Source organism: Bacillus sp. MYb209 (assembly GCF_002975175.1).
Taxonomy (GTDB): domain Bacteria; phylum Bacillota; class Bacilli; order Bacillales; family Bacillaceae_G; genus Bacillus_A.
Genome location: NZ_PCNZ01000014.1, coordinates 84,236 through 105,334, shown reverse-complemented (window position 1 = coordinate 105,334; position 21,099 = coordinate 84,236). Strand labels below are relative to the sequence as shown.

Annotated in this window: 25 protein-coding genes; 18 read left to right on the top strand and 7 right to left on the bottom strand. The window is 33.7% G+C overall.

Annotated features, from left to right (window positions below):
• The first annotated feature begins 1 nt into the window (after position 1).
• Positions 2-613 carry a phosphoserine phosphatase 1 gene (locus CQZ94_RS19540; RefSeq protein WP_105586698.1) on the top strand — a complete coding sequence of 204 codons (612 nt, stop codon included), beginning with the start codon at positions 2-4 and terminating at the stop codon, positions 611-613.
• 46 nt (positions 614-659) lie between these two features.
• Here the strand turns inward: CQZ94_RS19540 and exsB are convergent, their stop codons facing one another.
• Positions 660-1,277 (bottom strand): exosporium protein ExsB, encoded by a 618-nt coding sequence (exsB, locus tag CQZ94_RS19535; protein WP_105586697.1) that lies wholly within the window; start codon positions 1,275-1,277, stop codon positions 660-662.
• Between the two features lie 180 nt (positions 1,278-1,457).
• Here exsB and cotH point away from each other — a divergent pair, with 180 nt between their 5' ends.
• From cotH to CQZ94_RS19495, 8 genes are all read left to right on the top strand, one after another.
• Positions 1,458-2,534: a spore coat protein CotH gene (gene cotH, locus CQZ94_RS19530; protein WP_105586696.1), complete on the top strand. Its 1,077-nt coding sequence runs from the start codon at positions 1,458-1,460 to the stop codon at positions 2,532-2,534.
• Positions 2,535-2,639: 105 nt separating this feature from the next.
• The gene (locus CQZ94_RS19525; protein WP_105586695.1) at positions 2,640-3,257 is read left to right on the top strand and encodes an NUDIX hydrolase N-terminal domain-containing protein; all 618 of its coding nucleotides are present in this window, start codon (positions 2,640-2,642) and stop codon (positions 3,255-3,257) included.
• A 264-nt stretch (positions 3,258-3,521) separates the two neighbouring features.
• Positions 3,522-4,124 carry an undecaprenyl phosphate transporter UptA gene (gene uptA, locus CQZ94_RS19520; RefSeq protein WP_105586694.1) on the top strand — a complete coding sequence of 201 codons (603 nt, stop codon included), beginning with the start codon at positions 3,522-3,524 and terminating at the stop codon, positions 4,122-4,124.
• A gap of 97 nt (positions 4,125-4,221) precedes the next feature.
• On the top strand, positions 4,222-5,601 hold the full coding sequence (locus tag CQZ94_RS19515; protein WP_105586693.1) for a putative polysaccharide biosynthesis protein: 1,380 nt from the start codon (positions 4,222-4,224) through the stop codon (positions 5,599-5,601).
• Between the two features lie 185 nt (positions 5,602-5,786).
• Positions 5,787-6,728 carry a magnesium transporter CorA family protein gene (locus tag CQZ94_RS19510; RefSeq protein ID WP_000932386.1) on the top strand — a complete coding sequence of 314 codons (942 nt, stop codon included), beginning with the start codon at positions 5,787-5,789 and terminating at the stop codon, positions 6,726-6,728.
• 198 nt (positions 6,729-6,926) lie between these two features.
• Positions 6,927-7,823: a permease gene (locus tag CQZ94_RS19505; RefSeq protein ID WP_105586692.1), complete on the top strand. Its 897-nt coding sequence runs from the start codon at positions 6,927-6,929 to the stop codon at positions 7,821-7,823.
• A 3-nt stretch (positions 7,824-7,826) separates the two neighbouring features.
• Positions 7,827-8,696 (top strand): TIGR03943 family putative permease subunit, encoded by an 870-nt coding sequence (locus CQZ94_RS19500; RefSeq protein WP_105586691.1) that lies wholly within the window; start codon positions 7,827-7,829, stop codon positions 8,694-8,696.
• A 119-nt stretch (positions 8,697-8,815) separates the two neighbouring features.
• Complete coding sequence (locus CQZ94_RS19495) at positions 8,816-9,322, top strand: acyl-CoA thioesterase (RefSeq protein ID WP_000141174.1); 507 nt, start codon at positions 8,816-8,818, stop codon at positions 9,320-9,322.
• Positions 9,323-9,453: 131 nt separating this feature from the next.
• On the opposite strand, the gene CQZ94_RS19490 is transcribed toward CQZ94_RS19495, so the two are convergent.
• Positions 9,454-9,540 carry a YjcZ family sporulation protein gene (locus CQZ94_RS19490; RefSeq protein ID WP_000505094.1) on the bottom strand — a complete coding sequence of 29 codons (87 nt, stop codon included), beginning with the start codon at positions 9,538-9,540 and terminating at the stop codon, positions 9,454-9,456.
• A gap of 159 nt (positions 9,541-9,699) precedes the next feature.
• On the opposite strand from CQZ94_RS19490, the gene cls reads away from it, so the two are divergent.
• From cls to CQZ94_RS19465, 4 genes are all read left to right on the top strand, one after another.
• On the top strand, positions 9,700-10,884 hold the full coding sequence (gene cls, locus CQZ94_RS19485; protein WP_142395875.1) for a cardiolipin synthase: 1,185 nt from the start codon (positions 9,700-9,702) through the stop codon (positions 10,882-10,884).
• Between the two features lie 34 nt (positions 10,885-10,918).
• Positions 10,919-11,377, top strand: a complete 459-nt coding sequence (locus tag CQZ94_RS19480) for a spore coat protein (RefSeq protein WP_002118593.1) — start codon at positions 10,919-10,921, stop codon at positions 11,375-11,377.
• Between the two features lie 188 nt (positions 11,378-11,565).
• Positions 11,566-11,745, top strand: a complete 180-nt coding sequence (locus CQZ94_RS19475; RefSeq protein WP_105586690.1) for a hypothetical protein — start codon at positions 11,566-11,568, stop codon at positions 11,743-11,745.
• Between the two features lie 102 nt (positions 11,746-11,847).
• Positions 11,848-12,468 carry an NAD(P)-dependent oxidoreductase gene (locus CQZ94_RS19465; protein WP_105586689.1) on the top strand — a complete coding sequence of 207 codons (621 nt, stop codon included), beginning with the start codon at positions 11,848-11,850 and terminating at the stop codon, positions 12,466-12,468.
• Between the two features lie 24 nt (positions 12,469-12,492).
• Here the strand turns inward: CQZ94_RS19465 and CQZ94_RS19460 are convergent, their stop codons facing one another.
• From CQZ94_RS19460 to CQZ94_RS19450, 3 genes are all read right to left on the bottom strand, one after another.
• Positions 12,493-12,975 (bottom strand): DUF456 domain-containing protein, encoded by a 483-nt coding sequence (locus CQZ94_RS19460; protein WP_105586688.1) that lies wholly within the window; start codon positions 12,973-12,975, stop codon positions 12,493-12,495.
• A 1-nt stretch (position 12,976) separates the two neighbouring features.
• Positions 12,977-14,284 (bottom strand): hemolysin family protein, encoded by a 1,308-nt coding sequence (locus CQZ94_RS19455; RefSeq protein WP_105586687.1) that lies wholly within the window; start codon positions 14,282-14,284, stop codon positions 12,977-12,979.
• Positions 14,285-14,493: 209 nt separating this feature from the next.
• The gene (locus CQZ94_RS19450; RefSeq protein WP_105586686.1) at positions 14,494-15,381 is read right to left on the bottom strand and encodes a hypothetical protein; all 888 of its coding nucleotides are present in this window, start codon (positions 15,379-15,381) and stop codon (positions 14,494-14,496) included.
• A gap of 327 nt (positions 15,382-15,708) precedes the next feature.
• Between CQZ94_RS19450 and cbpA the strand changes: the two genes are divergently transcribed.
• From cbpA to CQZ94_RS19430, 4 genes are all read left to right on the top strand, one after another.
• Positions 15,709-16,356 carry a cyclic di-AMP binding protein CbpA gene (gene cbpA / locus CQZ94_RS19445; protein WP_105586685.1) on the top strand — a complete coding sequence of 216 codons (648 nt, stop codon included), beginning with the start codon at positions 15,709-15,711 and terminating at the stop codon, positions 16,354-16,356.
• Positions 16,357-16,799: 443 nt separating this feature from the next.
• Complete coding sequence (gene brnQ4 / locus CQZ94_RS19440) at positions 16,800-18,137, top strand: branched-chain amino acid transport system II carrier protein BrnQ4 (protein ID WP_105586714.1); 1,338 nt, start codon at positions 16,800-16,802, stop codon at positions 18,135-18,137.
• Positions 18,138-18,203: 66 nt separating this feature from the next.
• Complete coding sequence (csaA, locus tag CQZ94_RS19435; protein ID WP_105586684.1) at positions 18,204-18,533, top strand: chaperone CsaA; 330 nt, start codon at positions 18,204-18,206, stop codon at positions 18,531-18,533.
• Positions 18,514-19,107, top strand: coding sequence for a DUF1572 domain-containing protein (locus tag CQZ94_RS19430; RefSeq protein WP_105586683.1), 594 nt, complete (start codon positions 18,514-18,516; stop codon positions 19,105-19,107). Before csaA ends, CQZ94_RS19430 begins: the two co-directional genes overlap by 20 nt.
• Here the strand turns inward: CQZ94_RS19430 and CQZ94_RS31805 are convergent.
• Together CQZ94_RS31805 and CQZ94_RS19420 are read right to left on the bottom strand one after the other, a co-directional pair.
• Entirely contained in the window at positions 19,046-19,357 is a 312-nt protein-coding gene (locus CQZ94_RS31805) for a permease (protein ID WP_105586682.1), read from the bottom strand. The genes CQZ94_RS19430 and CQZ94_RS31805 overlap by 62 nt on opposite strands.
• Before the next feature lie 4 nt (positions 19,358-19,361).
• Positions 19,362-19,667 (bottom strand): hypothetical protein, encoded by a 306-nt coding sequence (locus CQZ94_RS19420; RefSeq protein WP_105586681.1) that lies wholly within the window; start codon positions 19,665-19,667, stop codon positions 19,362-19,364.
• A gap of 89 nt (positions 19,668-19,756) precedes the next feature.
• On the opposite strand from CQZ94_RS19420, the gene spoIIP reads away from it, so the two are divergent.
• Positions 19,757-20,911, top strand: coding sequence for a stage II sporulation protein SpoIIP (spoIIP, locus tag CQZ94_RS19415; RefSeq protein ID WP_105586680.1), 1,155 nt, complete (start codon positions 19,757-19,759; stop codon positions 20,909-20,911).
• Positions 20,912-21,099: the final 188 nt, after the last annotated feature.

Genomic DNA, 21,099 nt, shown 5'->3' with positions numbered 1-21,099 from the left:
AATGAAGACAACGGTATATGTAACAAGGCATGGTGAGACGGAATGGAATGTAGCAAAGCGGATGCAAGGACGAAAAAACTCTGCTCTAACTGAAAATGGTATGCAACAAGCAAAACAATTAGGTGACCATATGAAGAATTTACCACTTCATGCTATCTATAGTAGTCCAAGTGAAAGAACGCTTCATACTGCTGAATTGATTAAAGGAGAACGAGATATACCAATTATAGCAGATGAACGTTTCTATGAAATAAATATGGGGACATGGGAAGGGCAAACAATTGCTGATTTGGAAATGCAATATCCAGAAGAAGTGCATTTATTTTGGAATGAACCACATCTTTTTCAATCAACATCAGGGGAAAACTTTGCGGCCGTTCATAAAAGAGTAATTGAAGGGATACACTTTCTTTTAGAAAAGCATAAAGGTGAAAATATTTTAATTGTCTCTCATGCTGCAGCAGCGAAATTACTTGTAGGGCATTTTGCAGGTGTTGAAATTGAACATGTATGGGGAGAGCCATTTATGCATAGCGCGAGTCTTAGTGTGATTGAATTTGATGAAGATCTTGGTAAAGTAAAACAATTTGCAGATATAAGTCATTTTCAGTAAACGTAAAAAAGGCCGCAATGCGGCCTTTTTTGGTAGGCATAAAAAACTAGCAATTACGCTTTTTATACCAGAAGTGATCGAATTTTTTATTTTTGCAAGATGAGGACTTGTGTCCGCTACCTTTGCAATCGTCCCATTTGTGTCCATCATCATGACAGTCTTTACCATGATCCCACGAATCATCACAAGACCCATGATGGCTATGAGGGAAAAATACACATTTTTTACAGAAACATCGTTTTGTCCAGAAACATTTCTTTTCAAAGCGAACGCATTTTGTAACGAAAGTACATTTTTTCACTCGAGTACGTTTTGTAACTATAACGCATTCTTTTCTACGAGTAACCTTTGTAACGAATGTCCATTTTTGAACGCGTACACGCGTACATTTTGTAACGAATGTCCATTTTTTTACATGAGTACATTTTGTAACGAAAGTACAATGTTTCACGCGAGTACATCTTGTTCTTGTACATTTACGCCCTGTTGTACATTTACGCCCTGTTGTACATTTACGCCCTGTTGTACATTTACACCCTGTTGTACAGTTATGATGAGAGAATTTATCATCATCACACTCAAAAGTACTTGGATCTTGGTGTAAGAAATCCTTCATACCAGCACTTTTGATTTCTTCAACAGCTTTTCTAATATCACGTTTCATAGAAATCCTCCTTATCGAGTTTTAAATTGAAAAGGTATTCTTTTTCCTTAACATGATATGAGATTCGGTTTCTTTCTGAACAGGACAAGAGTGTAATTTTATATAAATAGATGAAGCGGATGTATGGACAAGACAAGGCGCATACATTGAATGAAGAGAACAGAGAAGGGATGAGAATATATGCTACCTTCATATGAATTTTTTATTCATCCAATGTACTTAGTGGAATTGAAAAAAGATATTTGGTCAGATAGTCCAGTGCCAGCAAAGTTAACATATGGAAAAAAGAAGTATGATATTGATATCGTTTATCGGGGTGCTCATATTCGTGAGTTTGAGAAAAAGTCTTATCATGTTCAGTTTTATAAACCGAAAAAATTTCAAGGGGTGAAGGAATTTCATTTAAACTCTGAATTTATGGATCCATCTCTTATTCGTAACAAATTATCACTAGACTTTTTTAATGAAATCGGGGTACTTTCACCGAAGTCACAGCATGTATTTATAAAAATAAATGGTCAAATCCAAGGCGTATATTTACAGTTAGAATCGGTTGATGAAAACTTTTTAAAAAGTAGAGGGTTGCCGAGTGGTTCTATTTATTATGCGATAGATGATGACGCGAATTTTTCTTTAATGAGCGAGAGAGATAAAGATGTTAAAACTGAGCTTTTTGCAGGGTATGAATTTAAATGCTCGAATAAAAATAGTGAAGAGCAACTGAGTGAATTTGTATTTCAAGCGAATACTTTGTCGAGGGAAGATTATGAAAAAGAAATTGGGAAGTTTCTAAATGTAGATAAATATTTACGATGGTTAGCTGGAGTTATTTTTACGCAAAACTTTGATGGTTTCGTTCATAACTATGCACTATATCATAACGATGAAACAAATTTATTTGAAGTCATACCGTGGGATTATGATGCGACTTGGGGGCGAGATGTACAAGGGAGACCGCTTAATCATGAATATATTCGCATTCAAGGGTATAACACGTTAAGTGCAAGGCTGTTAGATATACCTGTATTTAGAAAGCAATATCGAAGTATTTTAGAAGAAATATTAGAAGAACAATTTACAGTTTCATTTATGAGGCCGAAAGTAGAAGGAATGTGTGAATCGATTCGTCCGTATTTACTACAAGATCCATATATGAAAGAAAAATTAGAAACATTTGATCAAGAGGCTGATATGATTTATGAATATATAAATAAAAGAAGAAAGTATATACAAGACCACTTACATGAATTGGATTAATTTTGAAAGAGATTGGAACATTATCAATCTCTTTTTTTGTATAATAAAGATGTACCAAAAAAAGTAAAATAATATTTATTTGATAGAGAATGGGGTTGTGTAGAGATGACGGTTAAATGGATTGATTGGGTAAAACAAATACAATCTATAGCCCAAGCGGGTTTAACGTATTCTAAGGATGTGTATGATATAGAACGTTTCCAACAATTACGAGACATTTCGATTTCGATGATGTCACATTACACAAAAACAGATTGGGAAGTAGTAGAGAAATTATTTGCAAGTGAGACAGGCTATCAAACTCCTAAAGTTGATATTCGAGCGGTAGTATTTCAAAATGAGAAATTATTATTTGTGAAAGAAAAAAGTGATGGTAAATGGGCATTACCAGGTGGATGGGCTGATGTTGGTTATACTCCAACAGAAGTTACTACTAAAGAAGTTTTAGAAGAGACAGGATATGAGGTAGATCATTTTAGGTTACTAGCTATATTCGATAAAGAAAAACATCAACCATCTCCATCAGCTACGCATGTATATAAAATTTTTATAGGCTGTGAGATTGTTGGCGGAGAAAAGAAATTAAGTATTGAAACAGAGGATGTGGAGTTTTTTGGTGAGAATGAATTGCCTAATTTATCGATTGCTAGAAATACAGAATGGCAAATTAAAGAAATGTTTGCGTATATGAAAGATAGAAATAAAGAAAGACTACTGGACTAATAATTAATCGGTCTCGTCTGTTACATTTACGTTGATTATTAGTCGACATGCCCGTAAATAGCGGGATATTAATGTTAATTTTGTATCTTGCTAAGGGTATATTGAAAAAAGGTTGTACATATTCATTTAATAAAAAATAAGAAGGAGTATTCCTCTTCAAAGTCTATGATTCAGATGAAGAGGTTCACATGATCATATTGGCAGATGGCAATCTTTATGTGATAATGGGAGGGTATGTGAAGAAAAAAGGAGATAGAAAAGAATATGTTAGCGAATATAATAGATCAGTTATTGCAATTCTTTGCAAGTCTAGGATACTTCGGAGTAGCACTAGGTTTAATGATTGAAATTATCCCAAGTGAGATTGTACTTTCGTATGCTGGATTTTTAGTGGCAGAAGGGAAAATTAGTTTTGTCGGTGCTGTTATTGCCGGAACAATTGGTGGTACTTTAGCGCAAATCTTTTTATACTGGCTTGGATACTACGGAGGGCGTCCGGTTGTCGAGAAATACGGGAAGTATCTGCTTATTAATAAACATCATTTAGACATAGCAGAAAATTGGTTTAAGCGTTACGGAGCGGGAGTAATATTTTCGGCACGTTTTATCCCAGTAGTACGTCATGCAATCTCAATTCCAGCAGGACTAGCTAAGATGCCATTAAAACTTTTCACACTGTATACAGTTGTAGCGATCATTCCATGGTCAATTCTATTTATATACTTAGGTGAAAAGCTTGGTGGAAATTGGCGACATATTAAAGAATATGCATCTGATTACACACATTACATAATTATAGGAGCAGTCCTATTTATAGCTCTTTACTTCGGTTTAAAGTATTTGAAAAAGAAAAAAACAACTCGTTAAAGTCAATGATGATTCATTGACTTTTTTTATTTGTTCTAGTTCTAAAAAAAAGAAGTTGTCCATAATGTGTAATAATAAAGCGTAGCGGGGGAATGTGATGAAAGGATCACCGTTTTTACGTGGAACGATATTTTTAACGATGGCAACGATGATATCTAAAATGTTAGGGTTTATATATGTTATACCGTTTACTGCAATGGTGGGTACGAGTGGGTATGTATTATATACATATGCATACCGCCCTTATACAATTATGCTCAGTATTGCAACGATGGGATTACCACTTGCCGTTTCGAAGATGGTTTCAAAGTACGATCAACTCAATGATTATCACACTGTTAAGAGAGTGCTAAAGAGTGGTATCGTTTTTATGGTCATTATGGGCGTTATTTCTTGTTTAGCGTTATATATGTTAGCACCACATTTAGCTAAACTTGTGATTGATGGAAATGATCAGTCGGGGAATAGTGTGGTAGCTGTCACGCACAATATTCAAATTGTAAGTTTTGCGTTAATACTTGTACCAGTAATGAGTTTATTGAGGGGATTCTTTCAAGGATTCCAATCGATGGGACCGTCGGCATTGAGTGTTGTTGTCGAACAGTTTTTTCGTGTTTTAACGATTTTGATAGGGAGTTTTGTTGTTTTATATGTTTTAAAAGAATCAGTGTCGTTAGCGGTGGGTATTTCGACTTTTGGAGCATTTATGGGTGCAGTAGGTGGATTAATTATTTTGAGTGCTTATTATATGAAAAGGCGAAAATACTTGAAACAAAAGGAGATAGCAAGTATTTCCCAGACGACGAAATCTTTTTTTTCATTATATAAAGAGTTATTTACATATTCCATCCCATTTGTTGTAGTCGGTTTGGCAATTCCGTTGTATCAGACGATTGATACATTTACAATTAATAAGCTACTTATACAAGTAGGATATATGCAAGGAGAAGCCGAAAAGATTAATGCGATAATTGGCCTTGTTCAGATGGTTGTGTTAATCCCTGTTTCTGTTGCTACTGCTTTTAGTATGTCTCTCGTACCAGAGATGACGAAAGCTTATACAGCGGGAAATGAGAAGCTACTGTATAAACATTTTACGAGGACGAATTTATTAGTGGTGGGGATCACGGTACCAGCGGCAATCGGAATGATGGTATTAGCAAAGCCAGCATATACTCTATTATTTGGTGCTGGAAATGATCCGGAGATGGGGAGTGTCATTTTACAATATTATGCTCCTGCTTGTATACTATTTTCACTATTTACGGTAACTGCTGCGATGTTACAAGGAATTAATCAACAGCAGAAAACAGTGCTAGGATTAGTAATCGGAATTATTGTAAAGATAGTATTAAATATTGTATTGCTACCTTATTTTGATTTTGTAAGTTTTATCATTTCAACATATGCTGGTTATACGATTTCAGTCGGTTTTAACTTGTGGATGCTTTCTAAATATGTTATAAAGGCAACATAAGCTTTTTAAAGGCAGAGAACACTCTGTCTTTTTCTATGTTTACAAGATTTTTCTTAAAAAAACGTTTTCAAAATAATTTTTCTATTGAAATTTAATCGTTTGTTTCATATGCTGAAAATAGCGGTTCAAAAACTGTTGTTTAAGTGAGGTAGATTCCTACATGTAAAAAGAATCGGGGTGATAGTATGTTAAATATTTATTTAACAGACCGAAACGGAAAACTACAAGAGATTGAGGAAATGCAAAAGGGTTGCTGGATTAATGTACTTCATCCAACTGAAGAAGAAATTCAGTATCTAGTCCAAACTTTAAATGTAGACTTAGATTTCATTAAAGACCCTTTGGATGATGAAGAACGCTCTCGTATTGAAAAGGAAGACAATAATACTTTAATTATCGTGGATATTCCGACAGTGAGACATGATGAAGAAGGAAATTCGATTTATGACACGATTCCAATAGGTATGATTGTAATGCCAGATTGTTTTGTTACAATTTGTCTAGAAGAGAATCCAATTTTTGAACGCTTTATTAATCAACGTATTAAAGAATTTTATACGTTTAAAAAGACGCGATTCGCACTTCAGCTCTTATATACAATTTCTACTTATTATTTAAGATACTTAAAGCAAATTAATCGAAAAACAATCGATTTAGAGCATCAATTAAATAAATCGATGAAAAATAAAGAGATTTTCACATTGCTAGGCCTTGAAAAAAGTTTAGTTTACTTTACAACTTCATTAAAGGCTAATAAAATTGTTATTCAAAAATTAATGCGTAACAGTACATTTTTAAAAATGTATGAAGACGATCAAGATTTATTAGAAGATGTATTAATTGAAAATAAACAGGCTATTGAAATGGCGGAAATATATAGTCACATTTTAAGCGGAATGATGAATACATTTAGTTCGGTTATTTCTAATAATTTAAATAGTGTTATGAAACTGTTAACGTCTATTACAATTATTTTATCTTTACCAACAATGGTTTCTAGCTTCTTTGGAATGAATGTAAAGGTTCCGTTTGAAGGTGAAGCACATGGGTTTGTAATTGTACTCATAATATGTGTAACATTATCTTTCACTTTAGCATTTGTTTTTTGGAAGAAACGTTACTTTTAACGATAAGAAAGCTGCTCTAGCATAGTTGTAAAACTGCGCTAGAGCAGCTTTTTTGCTATGAAATCTCGATTTTGGAATAGAATATAACTTGTAAAATGTAATGTGTATGAAGGTTATGAATTCCGTATAACTCTTGTTCAAATAATAAAATGGGGTTAAAATTACATATTGTTAATGAAAAGTTGGAGGAAATACATCATGGAATTGTTTCAATTACCGAAAGCATTCCTGCAAATGAATACAATCTTTATTTCGATATTAATCGAAGCACTTCCGTTTGTGCTAATTGGTGTATTTATTTCAGGATTTATTCAAATGTTTGTGACAGAAGATATGGTGGCAAAGTGGATGCCTAAGAATCGATTTCTGTCTGTTCTATTAGCCACTTTTTTAGGAATGATGTTTCCTGGATGTGAATGTGGAATTGTTCCGATTGTAAGACGATTAATCGGAAAAGGGGTTCCACCCTATGCAGGAATTGCATTTATGTTAACTGGACCGATTATTAATCCAGTTGTATTATTTGCAACATATGTTGCTTTTGGAAGTAGTATGCACATAGTATGGTATCGTTCTATTGTAGCGATTATCGTAGCAATTATCGTTGGAATTATATTATCATTTATGTTTAAAGAACATCAATTAAGAGATGATCACTTTCCAGAAGTGAATCATAAGCGTCCGTTACGTAAAAAAATGTGGGATGTATGTACACATGCTGTTGAGGAATTCTTCTCAATGGGAAAATATTTAGTGTTAGGTGCGTTAATTGCAGCTGCGGTTCAAACATTTGTACAAACTTCAACATTGCTTGCAATTGGACAAGGTCCGTTTTCTTCATCAGCTGTTATGATGGGACTTGCTTTTATTTTATCACTTTGTTCAGAGGCGGATGCATTTATTGCTTCTTCGTTCCAAAGTACATTTTCAACAGCGTCACTTGTCGCGTTCCTCGTATATGGACCGATGGTGGATATTAAAAATATGTTTATGATGCTTGCGACATTTAAAACAAAATTTGTAATTGTTGTGACGGTTACAGTTACACTTGTTGTCTATGCAAGCTCACTACTCATTTATGCGATGGGGTGGTAGGTTATGTTTCGAGCATATATATTATTAGGTTTTACAATTTTAATTGGACAGCTTCATATTTCCGGTAACATTACGAAGTATATAAATATGAAGTACGCCTATTTATCAAAAACTGCAGCTATTATTTTAGGTTTCTTAACGATTGTACAAATTATTATCGTTTTCCAAAAAGAGCACCAAAAGGAAAAAGAGAAACATGATTGTAGTTGTGATCATAGTCATTGCGGGCATGATCATTCGAAAGATGAAAATACATGGTGGAAACGAACGTTTTCTTATACTCTGTTCTGTTTTCCGATTATTTCAGGATTATTTTTCCCGATTGCAACATTAGATTCGGACATTGTTAAGACGAAGGGGTTTCACTTTCCTGTTGCACAAGCGGAAAGTAAAGATCCATTTATGACAAGACAATTCTTAAGACCGGATACGAGTATTTATTACGGGAAAGAAGGATATCGTGGTGTAATGGAAAAAGGGAAGAAAGAGTTTGTTACGAAAGACAATATCACTTTAAAAGATGAAGATTTCTTAAAGGGTATGGAGACAATTTATAATTATCCTGGTGAATTTACTGGTAAAACCCTGTCTTATAAAGGATTTGTTTTTCGAGATGATTCTTCTAAAAAGGAACAATATTTCTTATTCCGTTTCGGCATTATACATTGTGTTGCGGATTCAGGTGTATATGGTATGTTAGTTAAAAAACCAGAAGGTGTAGAGTGGAAAAATGATGATTGGATTCAGGTAGAGGGAGAAATTTCAACTGAATTTTATCAGCCGTTTCATGCGAATATTCCAGTGTTAGAAGTAACGAAATGGAATAAAGTTGAACAGCCGAAAGAACAATATGTATTTAGAGGAGCCGATTGATAAAATCGGTTCTTTTTTGTGGACTAAAAGTTCTAAAAATTGTTAATATTAAACGTGTAGTTCATGAGGTGTAGTGTATATTGGGATATTAGGGATAAATAATTAAAGGGGTGATAACAATGACTGAAGTAAAGGGTAAAACAGCTAATGAATCAAGAGTGTTTAAAACGAGTCGAGTATTTCCAACGGATTTAAATGATCATAACACGCTATTTGGTGGAAAGATATTGGCGGAGATGGATATGGTTGCTTCAATTTCAGCAACGAGACACTCGAGAATGGAATGTGTTACAGCGTCTATGGATTGGGTAGATTTCTTACATCCAGTACGTTCTTCAGATTGTGTTAGTTATGAATCTTTCGTAATTTGGACGGGAAGAACTTCTATGGAGATATTTGTGAAAGTAGTAGCAGAAGATTTAATTTCAGGTGAAAAACGTGTAGCGGCAACTTCATTCGTTACTTTTGTTGCGCTTAGTAAGGAGAATAATCCAGTTCCTGTACCGCGTGTTATCCCTGAGACAGAAGAGGAGAAAGAATTGCATCGAATTGCTGTGTTACGTGCAGAACAGCGTCATATTCGTAAGGCGGAGAGTAAGAAGGTAGCTACACTGCTAACTTTTTGATGAGAAATACTTTCCTAGTGGTACTATTTTTGTAATAGGCTAGGGGATTTTTTGAAATGAAAAGCGGACACCTAAAAATAGGTGTCCGCTTTTATAGTTTTTTCATCCCCATATCGTATTACAATAACTGCTTAGCAGAAGCAAGCAGCACCGACGATAATTAAGAGGATAAATAATACGACTAGTAGCGCAAATCCATTACCATGTGCGAAGCCCATTGTTATTTCCTCCTTTTATTTTAAGATACAACATACAATATGCAGATGAGCTCCTGTTTGATATGGACGTATATCATGCAATGACATATTTTTTGTATGATAATGTTTAAAAAAAGGAAAGATATAGGAATAACAGTAGTTAGAGAAAGGAACGTATCCATGAAGCACTTTTTAATTGTAATAATTTGTTTTATAGGTGTATTCGTATGGATGAACGTTGATGTGGAAATGGGGAAGAAAATGGCTAGTGGATATGAATTAGAAAAAATTCGATCAGGGGATTTTCAATTATATACGAACGGTGATGAGTTATATAGAAGTTTATTTGAGGATATAAATCGTGCAGAAAAGAATGTATATATTCATTTTTATATTGTAGGTAAAGATGAGGTAAGTAAAGAATTCTTACAATTATTAGAAAAAAAAGCATCTAGCGGAGTAGATGTGAAATTGTCAGTAGACCGCATTGGCGGATATAAGCTTAAGAAAAAGATAATTAATCAATTAAAAGAAAAAGGCGTGAAGTTTACATTTAGTAAAAAACCTAAATTAAAAAACTTATTTTATTCTTTGCATCAACGTAATCATAGACGCATTGTTACTATAGATGGGAAAGTTTCGTACATTGGTGGCTTCAATATCGGAAAGGAATATCTTGGACAGGATCCTAAATTTGGTCCGTGGCGTGATTATCATGTACGCATCGAAGGGAATGGAGCTACTGATATGGAACGGAAGTTTGCGGAAGATTGGCAAGAAGATACGGGAGAGAAATTCCTTATACATCAAGAGTTACCGGTACAAGGAAATGTAAAATATCAATATATATTTTCGAATGGAAAAGGCTTATGGCAGAAGTACGGGGCACTATTAAAGAAGGCAAAACACTCCTTAATTATTGCTACACCATATTTTGTACCGAGTAAAGAGATGGTAAAAGGACTGAAAGATGCATTAAATCGTGGTGTCCGTGTGAAAATTCTCGTCCCATTTAAAAGTGATGCCGTATTGCTAAAACAAGCTGCCTATCCTCATTTGAAAGATATGTTAGATGCTGGCGCGGAGATTTATCAATATCGAAACGGATTTTTTCATGGGAAAGTGACAATCATTGATGAGGAAATCGTCGATATTGGTACAGCGAATTTTGATAATAGAAGCTTTTATTTAAATAACGAATCAAACTGTGTCATATATGATAATACAGTCGTTGCTGACGTCTGGAATCGACTAAAAGAAGACTTTCATAAGTTAAAACGATTTTCAGAAGAAGATTTTGAGAAAATTAGTCGCTGGGATTGGTTTCTAGCAAGAATAGCGAATGTTATCGCATCATATTTATAGTATATAGATGAAAAATAGGAAGGGAGGCGCTTTAATGGATTGTATGAAAGAATTGATGACATATAGTTACACACTTATATATAAAGTTGGAGAGTACACGGGCAAGGTTCGAGATGAAGAATTAAAGGATATTTTACAGCATCATTTGCCGTATATGTTACAAGCATATAATGAACAAGTGAATTTTCAAGAAGGAGAAAATGTACAGCATATAACTTGTAAACAAATGTGGCCGGAATTTACTGAAATGGATAGGGAAACAGATAATGAATATACAGGGGATATTGGGATTGCTATTTGTTATATTACACATTTGAAACGATTAGCATTAAAGTTTGCTCAAGTGGCAGTAGAAGTTGCGAACCCGGAGTTTCGTTCTTTTTTGGAGAATTGTTTTGTGAAAATGAATCGTTACGCATATAATGTTTGGCAATATGTTGTGAAGAAGGAATATAAGATTAAACATGTATATGAAAATGAAAAATTTGCGTGAAAAGCTAAGGTGGAATGAAAGGCGCCTTAGTTTTTTTTATGTCTAATTAGGGTGGGAGGATTTAAGATTGGATATGTTATCCGAAAATTTACAAAAGTTTACTGTATCTTTACTATTTTTAAATCTTTCCTTTAAAAATAAAGAGTAATATGGGATTGTACATATTCTATCAAAGGGAGGAAACGCAAATGAACAAATGGGTTAAGTCATTAACTGCTATGGCACTTGCAAGTTCTTTATTAATGGTAGGTTGTAGTAAAGATGAGGATAAAAAGAAAGAGGATGACACAACTTCGCAGCAAGATGAAAAGAAAGATAAAGAAACAAGCGGAACAGATAAGTCTTCTGATTCGAAAGAAAAGGAATAAATGGATAATAGAGCTTCCTCACATAAACGAGGAAGCTTTTTTGTTGTATATTTGTATGTATTACAGAAAAATAGAGAGAAAGAACTGAAGAGGGGATAATATATGAAAGTATGCATATTAGGAGCGACAGGTAGAGTAGGATCACACATTATGAAATTGGCATTACAAGATTCATATGAAGTAACGGTATTAGTTCGTGATTTGAGTAGAGTGGAAATAGAGTATGAAAGGTTGCATGTTATTAAGGGAAATGTATTAAACGGAGACGATATAAAGGAAGCGATTAAAGGATGTGATATTGTAATTAGTACTCTTGGAACTGATCGGAATGGGACGTTAGGGAAGAGTTTACCGCTTATTATAAAGCAAATGGAAGAAGAGGGCATAAAGAAAATTGTTACAATAGGAACGGCTGGTATTTTACAGTCGCGAACAAACCCAAGTATATATCGTTTTCAATCAAAAGAATCGAAAAGAAAAACAACAACAGCTGCGGAAGACCACTTAGCTGCTTATAAAGCACTACATAACAGTAATTTATGTTGGACTGTTGTTTGTCCGACGCATTTAATAGACGGTGATGTAACTGGGGTATATCGAACTGAAAAAGATATGTTGCCAGCAGATGGATCCAAAATTACAGTTGGTGATACAGCTCATTTTACATGGAGATTACGTAATAAAAGCTTATACGAGAAAAGCCGAGTAGGTATTTCATATTAAAAAACCATCCCTAAATAGGGATGGCTAAAAAATGATATAGCATACAAAGATGATAATCATAATGATTTGGAGAATGGCTTTGGCTACTGTGCTACTTAAAAAACCGACTACAGTTGCAATTCCGACTAAAAAGGCGTCTTTTGGCGCCTTTTTATGCATTAGTTCTGTTATAAATACCGATAAAAACGGTATGATAATAAGACCAAATGGCGGGAAGAAGAACGATCCGACAATGATAGAAATCATGCCGACACGTTCACCCCACTTAGAACTTCCGTATTTTTTCAAGAAATATCCATTTGCTATAAAATCAGCACCGAAAATGAAAAGTGTAAAAATGACTTGAATAATCCAAAAAGAAATTGTTAGTTCTCCACCATTTATACCAAAATGATAAATGAAATAGCCAGCCCATACTGCAAGAATGCCAGGAATAATGGGGTAAATAAAGGAAAGAAATGAAACAATGAAACAAGCGATGATACTAATTGTTAATAATACAGTCACTTTATACCTCCTTAATAGAATCTAACTTATGTACAGCAATCTTTTTAATTTGATGTCCGTCTAGTTCTAATGCCTTAAATTGAAAACCATCATATTCAACTGAATATCCAGCTTCAATATTTAAGTCAATAGCTTGGGAGAGAAGCCAGCCCCCAATTGTATCTAAATCACTATCATCAATATGTAACCCAAACATATCATTTACTTCAGAAATAAGTACTTTTCCATCTAATACAGTAAGTTTAGGTGTGCGTTTTTCAATCATTGGTGATTCATCTGCATCAAATTCGTCTTGAATCTCACCAATAATTTCTTCAAGAATATCCTCCATCGTTAAAAGTCCAGCGGTGCCCCCATATTCGTCCATTACAATCGCCATTTGTACACGGTTCTTTTGAAGATGTATTAACGTTTTACGAATGGGAACTGTTTCAAAGACCGTTAAAACTGGATGTATGTAAGATTCAAGTGGTTTATAAATATTCTTTGTTTGATCGTGAAATACTTCTTTCGTATTTATCATCCCGATAATGTCATCTTTGTCTTTTTCAATAATAGGGTAGCGTGTATACTTTTCAGTTGCGACGATATCCATATTTTCTTCTAACGTATTTTCAGTAGATAGGCAAATCATTTCGGTACGAGGAACCATGATTTCTTTCGCAACTCGATCATCAAATTCAAAAATATTATTTACATATTTATATTCGGTTTGATTAATTTCTCCGCTTTTATAACTTTCACCTAAAATGAGCCGTAGTTCTTCTTCAGAATGGGCAAGTTCGTTTTCTTTTGCAGGTTCTAAACCGAATAATTTTGTAAAAAATACAGCTGAACTATTAAGCACCCAGATGAATGGATACATAATTTTATCAAATAAAATAAGTGGTTTTGCAAATTTTAATGTGATTGCCTCTGCTTTTTGGATTGCGAAAGATTTAGGAACTAACTCTCCTAATACAACATGGAAAAAAGTAATCACACTAAAAGCAATAATAAAGGATAGCGTGTTAGCCATTGTTCCAGTAATATTGATTCTTTCAAATAGTGGTCGTAATAAATGCTCTACAGTTGGTTCACCAAGCCAACCAAGCCCTAAAGAAGTGATAGTAATACCGAGCTGACAAGCAGATAAATAAACATCTAAGTTAGATACAACGCTTCTTGCAGCTAATGCTTGTTTGTTACCTTCATTAGCAAGCTGGTCAATTCGACTTTTTCGTACTTTTACGACAGCGAATTCTGAAGCAACGAAAAAACCAGAAATAAGGATAAGTATAAAGATGAGAAAAATATTTAATATGTCCAAGTGTGTTCTTTATTCCTAATTTGGAATAAAGATGTCACCTCCTGCAATTATGTTATACTTTTATAATAAATCCAAATGAAAAGATTAGTCAAAGAAAATGGGTAAATAATGGTAGGTTTTAATAGTAGTTTTTTAATTTGCTGTTATTTTGTCCTCTATATAATAGGAATAACCGTCTACTTTTAATTTAAGTAGACGGTTATTCTATGTTATGGTTTCGAAATACTTCTAGTTAAAGTATACGTGTTCTGTTTAGGGTAGTTTGTTGTCCATAAAGCTTGGAGAAACGATAAGATGCTATATGGAATATAAAGTAGTAATAAACCAATCGTGACAACTATAGGTGCATTTCCGCCAAATTGGACAATAAATTGTAATAGTCCGTTTGTATGAAAAATACATTCCATAAAAACGAATGAAAGAATAATGGAACTCAAAATGGATTTATGATTAGAAGTAAGCGCAATAAATAACGTATCAACAAGGAAAGATGAATTTTTTATTTCGTATTCATTAGTAGTATTTAAGAACGGTAGCCATTTTTTAATTGCTTGCATAACGATTATCATAGAAGTGCTACATACGATGATAAAAGAGGAGAAGAAAGGAAACTTTATGAATTTCGCGATGTAGAGAAGTGATAATAGGACTAAACATTGTAATATCACAGTGCCAAAAGAATACGGTATCCAGCGAAATAAAGAACTACACTTTTTTAATGAGTTTGGTGCTTTTAAAAATAGATGGCCAATTCCTAGACTTATAAAGAAACCGATTACAAGAGTGAATGTGAAACGAACGATCGATAAAAAATATATTTCCCATATGTAGGGGAACAGTGGTGACGAATGGTTAGAGGTATGTATTATATTTTGTGTATGTATAAGCTGATTTGCTGAGAAAAGGATAGGTTCATGCATCCAATCAATTGTTGGAATTGAAATGGAAGAAGGCTGTGCTAAATTATGAAAAATGCTTACAAATCCATTTAAGTAGGAGTAATTATGTGTAATGAATAATGCTGGAAGAGGACTTATGACAAAAACAATCAAAACACCGGCTATAAATTTACATATATGTGAGCGCAATAAGGACATACAATCACCTACTCTTTGAATATTCAGAAAATTCTTATTCTTATTTTAGCTTTTTTCTGAGGAAGTTACAATATATTTTTCTAAAAGTAACTGTGAGAGAATGTTCCATATTGAAGATTTGCCGGATTGGTAGGGGCTAATTAACCAGTGGGCATGGACAAAATCCCTACTGATAAAAATTTCACTTAATAAAAGTGTATGATTAATGAATAAATTATGACAGAAAAATGAATAATTTTCAGAAAAATAAAATAATATATTTATTTTTTTCTGAAAATATAATATAGTTATGGCACAGAAAGTATTTTAGCATAAGGAGGCTTTTTTATGAGGATTAAAGGGAATTATGTGCCAAAGAGGGAAGTTTTGTTTTGCCCAAGTTCAATTACGATAGGGGAAGCGCTGGAGCATTTAAATAAAACGGGGTATCGTTGTGTACCAGTTTTAGATGAAAAAAAAGAGAAGTTTTTAGGGAATGTATACAAAGTAGATATTTTAGAATATAAAGGTTCATTTGAAGATAATGTATTACAATTATTGAACGATAAGAATGGGTACGTGAGAGAAGACTCTTCCTTCTTTAAAGTATTTTTTACAATTAAAAAACTACCGTATTTATCAGTAGTTGATGAAAAAGGGGTCTTCCTTGGTATTTTAACTCATAAAAAAGTTTTTGAACTATTAGAAGATGCATGGGGAGTCCATTCTAGTAAATATTCTGTCATGATTGGAACACAAGATTATAATGGGGCCATTCAAAAATTATCGACAGTGCTAAAGAAATACACTGGTATTCAAAGCTTAATGACTTTTGATAATGATGCTTTATTAGTACGTAGAATTATGTTTACATTGGGAGAAGAGTTTGAAGATAGTGAATTAGAAACATTGTTAAAGGATTTAGAAAATCATGGATTTAGAGTTGTGTATGTTGAAGAGATGAATAATCCACGTGAAGTTGAAACGATAGAGTAACAAGTAAAAGCCATCTTATTTTTTGATGGCTTTCACTTTCTTTCGCATAAAAATATTCAAATATAATAAAATATAAAAATCGTAAATTTCTAAAAAAAATTGTGTAATAGAATAAATAAAGGAGGTATGTGTGGATAATTTCGATTTTCAAAAAATTCTATTTAAAAATATGTTTTTATTTTTCAACCAAATATGTTACTATATGTGTGATAAAAACAAAGAGGTCTGACAACTAAACTCCACGTTATAACACTCTAATGACTTAAATATTCAAAAAAATCAAAATTTATTATTTAGAGTAATTAAAAGGGGAATGGAGAAATTATGGAGAAAGACATTGCTTTGTAAGGGGTATATTTTATCATCATGAGCAGAGAGGAGGATGCATAGCATATTGTGAAAATATAGATAAACAATGAAAAAGTGCTATGCAAATTAAAGAAATGAAGGGACGATTAAGGCCAGGTGATACTGTAGCAATTGGTTTAATGCTATTTGCATTATTTTTAGGAGCAGGAAATTTAATTTTCCCACCAGTTTTAGGGCAACAAGCAGGAGAGAATGTTTGGGTTGCTACTATTGGATTCCTTGTAACGGGAGTCGGATTACCCCTATTAGCTGTAACAGCTGTCGCGTTTGTAGAGGGGGACTTGAAAGCGCTATCTTCTAGAGTTCACCCTATATTCGCGTTTATTTTTCCACTGATTAGTTATTTAGCAATTGGACCATTCTTTGCGATCCCGCGTACTGGAGCTGTTTCATTTGAAATGGGAATGAAGCCGTTTTTATCAGAAGCAATGGTTTCGGAATGGTACATGCTATTTCTTTATACTATAGTCTTCTTCGGAATAACGTGGTATTTATCATTAAATCCATCTAAATTAGTCGATTGGTTTGGAAAGTTTCTAACACCATTGTTAGTATTAATTGTTGCTGTTATTGTCGGAAAGGCAATTATTGATCCGATTGGAGCACCGTCTGCACCGTTAGCCGCATATAAAGAGAATGCTTTCTTTGGTGGGTTTATTCAAGGGTATTTAACGATGGATGCAATTAGTGCTCTTGTATTTGGAATTGTTGTTGTACAAGTTATTCGTTCAAAAGGGATAAAAGAAAGCGGACAAATCGCAAAAATAACAATTGTATCAGGAATTATTGCTGTATTAGGCTTAACGTTAATTTATTTATCACTTGCTTATCTAGGTTCAACAAGTACTTCACTTGGTGTTTCAGAGAACGGTGGTCTTATTTTAACGAATGTTGTAAATGAGTTATATGGAACGAGTGGGAAAATTTTATTAGGACTTGTTATTACACTTGCTTGTTTAACAACTTCGGTTGGATTAACATCTGCATGTGCAGGGTTCTTTACAAACTTATTCCCGAAATTTTCGCATAAAACGATTGTAACAATAGTGTGTGTATTTAGTTTAATTGTATCTAACTTAGGATTGACACAACTAATCGCAGTAACTTTACCAGTGTTAATGATCATTTATCCAGTTGCAATTGTATTAATCGTACTTTCATATTTCCATAAATGGATTGGAAAGCGTAATACAATTTATATTGGTGCAATATTAGGTGCATTGTCAATTAGTTTATTTAATGGCTTAGAAAGTGCGAACATAAAGATTGACGTAATTTCAAATGTACTTCAAATGCTACCTTTATATAAAGAAGGAATAGGATGGTTAATCCCAGCATGTATTGGCGGGGTTCTCGGTTTCTTCTTCTATAAATCAAATGAATCAAGTGAATTACAAAAGAAAGGTGCTTAGGCGCCTTTCTTTTTTTGAAGGGGATTTTTATGTTTTGTCTAAGTAATAATTGAGAGGAATGATAAAATGGCTAGTTTTGAAGATTTTTTAACTTTGGATTTACGTATTGGGACGGTAAGAAAAGCGGAGGAATTCAAAGAAGCAAGAGTTCCGGCAATTAAGCTAGAAATTGATTTTGGAGAGTTAGGGATTAAGCAGTCAAGTGCTCAAATTACGAAGAGATACGATCCAGAAGATTTAATTGGTCAACAAGTCGTTGCTGTTGTGAACTTTCCACCAAAGCGTGTGGCAGGATTTAAATCGGAAGTGCTTGTACTGGGTGGTGTTCCTGAAGCTGACGATGTTGTTTTACTTCAGCCGAATATGGAACTGCCGAATGGAACGAAAATTAGTTAGTGTGAAGGTAGGGGTTAATTTGGATATCGGACGAGAATATTTACAATGTGCAATTTCGAATTTCAAAGCAACACAAAAACAAGGAGAACGAGTGCTTTCTCAATTATCTTATGAACAAATAATGTGGTCTTCTCATGAAGAGACAAATAGTATTGCGATTATCATTAAGCATTTACATGGTAATATGCGTTCAAGATGGACGGATTTTTTAACGTCTGATGGTGAAAAAGCAGATCGTAATCGAGATGTTGAATTTGAGGGGGGCTACAATTCAAAACAAGAAGCTCTTACTGCGTGGAAAGAAGGGTGGGAGTATGTTTTTAAAGCGATGGATACTTTAACACCAGAGCAGATTTTGCAGAAAGTATATATTCGCAGAGAAGCACACACTGTAATGCAAGCGATAGAAAGACAAATTTCTCATTATGCTTTGCATATTGGACAAATCATTTACATTGGTAAAATGTTAAAAGAAAATGAGTGGGAGAGTTTAAGTATTCCTAGAGGTCAGTCTAATCTTTATTTAGAAAAAAACGTTCAACATAATAATATGAAAGAAAACGATAAACAATAGGCGCTGAAAAAATAAGCCAAATGATTGATGGTTCTGTGATCATAAGAATGCTGCCAGCAATAAGCCCGTATATAATAAGAAAGAAACAAAAGAGTGTATTAATAGGGACAAAACGTGAGGCAAACAGTTGCTGCTGGTAAAAACAAATGTTGTGAAATAAATAAAAACGGAAGTACCAAGTAGCGATAGTAAGATCTTTCTTTCCTACTATTTTTTTTTTGCATTTATGACAGATGAACGGTGGCTTCATTTCACTACGCTCCATTTTTTATTTTCATTAGTTTCATAAAAATTTGAGACAGTACTAGGTACAAAGTGTATATTCCTATATATGCTCCTGCAATAAGGAAAAATGGATTTAGTAAAACTCCATGAATGCTTGTCATGAAAACAAGACCTTGTATTAAAACATCATATATATTAATAGAAATAATTGTCCCGAGCACATATAATGCTATGTACGCAGAAATATGTAGTGCAATGCGAATTTTAGGGTGTATAGCAAGTAAATAAAAAATAATTGATAGAACGATTGGTAATATTCCCATTAGTAGCTTCAATTCATTTCACCTCATTAACAATATAGCCGAAATTTAAGCGGTCTATTCTCTAGAGCTTGTACATAACTTGAAATAGAGAGGGTGATAGTATGAATCGAGGCTTTTTTTACGTGAAATTAACAAGTGTACGCAAGTTAATTTTATTTGTTATTACTACGGTATTAGCGACTTTTTTTCTTATTAGTATGATGGTTACTTCTATGAAAGAGACGAAGTCAACGTATTTATATAATTGGTTAAATGAGTTATCAATGAATGGTTACATGTACGTTATTGGGAAAGAGAATCATTATTTTACACAGGAGTACCGGAATTTGAATCAAGACTTTTCTATTTCTTCATTCCTATTTTCGATGGCTACGAATATTCGTTTTGATGATGTACGTAGTTTTGTCGGGAAAGAACTTCCGGGATTTGGGAAATATGATACAGAAATCGTTATAGCAGGTGAAGGGACAAATTACTCCAATTTACCGATAGAGTCGAGCGTCCCTCTTGAAGAAGTAGTGAAGGAACGGACTGGAGAAACTGGACAAGTTCCTAAGTCTGATCCGAATAAAGAGAAGAAACAACCATCTCAAACAACGGGGAAAAGACAAGTTGCATTTATTTATCATTCACATAGTTGGGAATCTTATTTGCCGTTACTGAACTTAACGAATGACCCAGATCCGAATAAAGCAACGAGTTCTGTAACGAATATTTCAATAGTTGGAGATCGTTTTCGTGAACAACTGGAAAGCGAAGGGATAGGTGCTACTAACGATACGACTGATGTCGGCCAAAAATTAATAAGTAAAGGATTAAACAGTAATAGTTCTTATAAAATGTCCCGAGAAATTGTACAACAAGCTATGACTGGAAATAAAGAACTCCAATACTTTTTTGATTTGCACCGTGATAGTGCACGCAAAAACGTCACGACAAAAACAATTGGGGATAAATCATATGCGAAGCTTGCTTTTGTAATTGGGAAAGGTAACAAAAACTATGAAAAAAACTTACAATTAGCAACGGCTTTACATGAGACAATTAGTAAAAAATATCCGGGAGTAAGCCGAGGTGTTATTCAAAAAGGCTTCCAAACAGGGAATGGTGTTTATAATCAAGACTTATCAGGACAGGCGATTTTAATTGAAGTTGGTGGCGTAGATAATACAGATGAAGAATTGAATCGATCAATTGATGCTCTTGCTAAAGCATTTGGAGAATATTTTTGGCAAGCTGAAAAAGTGAATGGATAAACGTAAGTGAGAAGCTTACGTTTATTTTTTTTTGAGCATAAGTTATGGTCAATAAGACATGTCACATTATAGACATAATTTCCTATCATTATAGCAATATCGAAATTTGTCTATTTATAGTAAGGAATTTAGAAAGGAATTTTCGGAATAGTGGAGAAAATCTTTTTACAAGGAAAATTTTTAACTAA

Coding starts and splice junctions, on each gene's coding strand:
- CQZ94_RS19540 (WP_105586698.1), top strand. CDS start 2: ATGAAGACAACGGTATATGTAACAAGGCATGGTGAGACGGAATGGAAT.
- exsB (WP_105586697.1), bottom strand. CDS start 1,277: ATGAAACGTGATATTAGAAAAGCTGTTGAAGAAATCAAAAGTGCTGGT.
- cotH (WP_105586696.1), top strand. CDS start 1,458: ATGCTACCTTCATATGAATTTTTTATTCATCCAATGTACTTAGTGGAA.
- CQZ94_RS19525 (WP_105586695.1), top strand. CDS start 2,640: ATGACGGTTAAATGGATTGATTGGGTAAAACAAATACAATCTATAGCC.
- uptA (WP_105586694.1), top strand. CDS start 3,522: ATGTTAGCGAATATAATAGATCAGTTATTGCAATTCTTTGCAAGTCTA.
- CQZ94_RS19515 (WP_105586693.1), top strand. CDS start 4,222: ATGAAAGGATCACCGTTTTTACGTGGAACGATATTTTTAACGATGGCA.
- CQZ94_RS19510 (WP_000932386.1), top strand. CDS start 5,787: ATGTTAAATATTTATTTAACAGACCGAAACGGAAAACTACAAGAGATT.
- CQZ94_RS19505 (WP_105586692.1), top strand. CDS start 6,927: ATGGAATTGTTTCAATTACCGAAAGCATTCCTGCAAATGAATACAATC.
- CQZ94_RS19500 (WP_105586691.1), top strand. CDS start 7,827: ATGTTTCGAGCATATATATTATTAGGTTTTACAATTTTAATTGGACAG.
- CQZ94_RS19495 (WP_000141174.1), top strand. CDS start 8,816: ATGACTGAAGTAAAGGGTAAAACAGCTAATGAATCAAGAGTGTTTAAA.
- CQZ94_RS19490 (WP_000505094.1), bottom strand. CDS start 9,540: ATGGGCTTCGCACATGGTAATGGATTTGCGCTACTAGTCGTATTATTT.
- cls (WP_142395875.1), top strand. CDS start 9,700: ATGAAGCACTTTTTAATTGTAATAATTTGTTTTATAGGTGTATTCGTA.
- CQZ94_RS19480 (WP_002118593.1), top strand. CDS start 10,919: ATGGATTGTATGAAAGAATTGATGACATATAGTTACACACTTATATAT.
- CQZ94_RS19475 (WP_105586690.1), top strand. CDS start 11,566: ATGAACAAATGGGTTAAGTCATTAACTGCTATGGCACTTGCAAGTTCT.
- CQZ94_RS19465 (WP_105586689.1), top strand. CDS start 11,848: ATGAAAGTATGCATATTAGGAGCGACAGGTAGAGTAGGATCACACATT.
- CQZ94_RS19450 (WP_105586686.1), bottom strand. CDS start 15,381: ATGTCCTTATTGCGCTCACATATATGTAAATTTATAGCCGGTGTTTTG.
- cbpA (WP_105586685.1), top strand. CDS start 15,709: ATGAGGATTAAAGGGAATTATGTGCCAAAGAGGGAAGTTTTGTTTTGC.
- brnQ4 (WP_105586714.1), top strand. CDS start 16,800: ATGAAGGGACGATTAAGGCCAGGTGATACTGTAGCAATTGGTTTAATG.
- csaA (WP_105586684.1), top strand. CDS start 18,204: ATGGCTAGTTTTGAAGATTTTTTAACTTTGGATTTACGTATTGGGACG.
- CQZ94_RS19430 (WP_105586683.1), top strand. CDS start 18,514: ATGGAACGAAAATTAGTTAGTGTGAAGGTAGGGGTTAATTTGGATATC.
- CQZ94_RS31805 (WP_105586682.1), bottom strand. CDS start 19,357: ATGAAGCCACCGTTCATCTGTCATAAATGCAAAAAAAAAATAGTAGGA.
- spoIIP (WP_105586680.1), top strand. CDS start 19,757: ATGAATCGAGGCTTTTTTTACGTGAAATTAACAAGTGTACGCAAGTTA.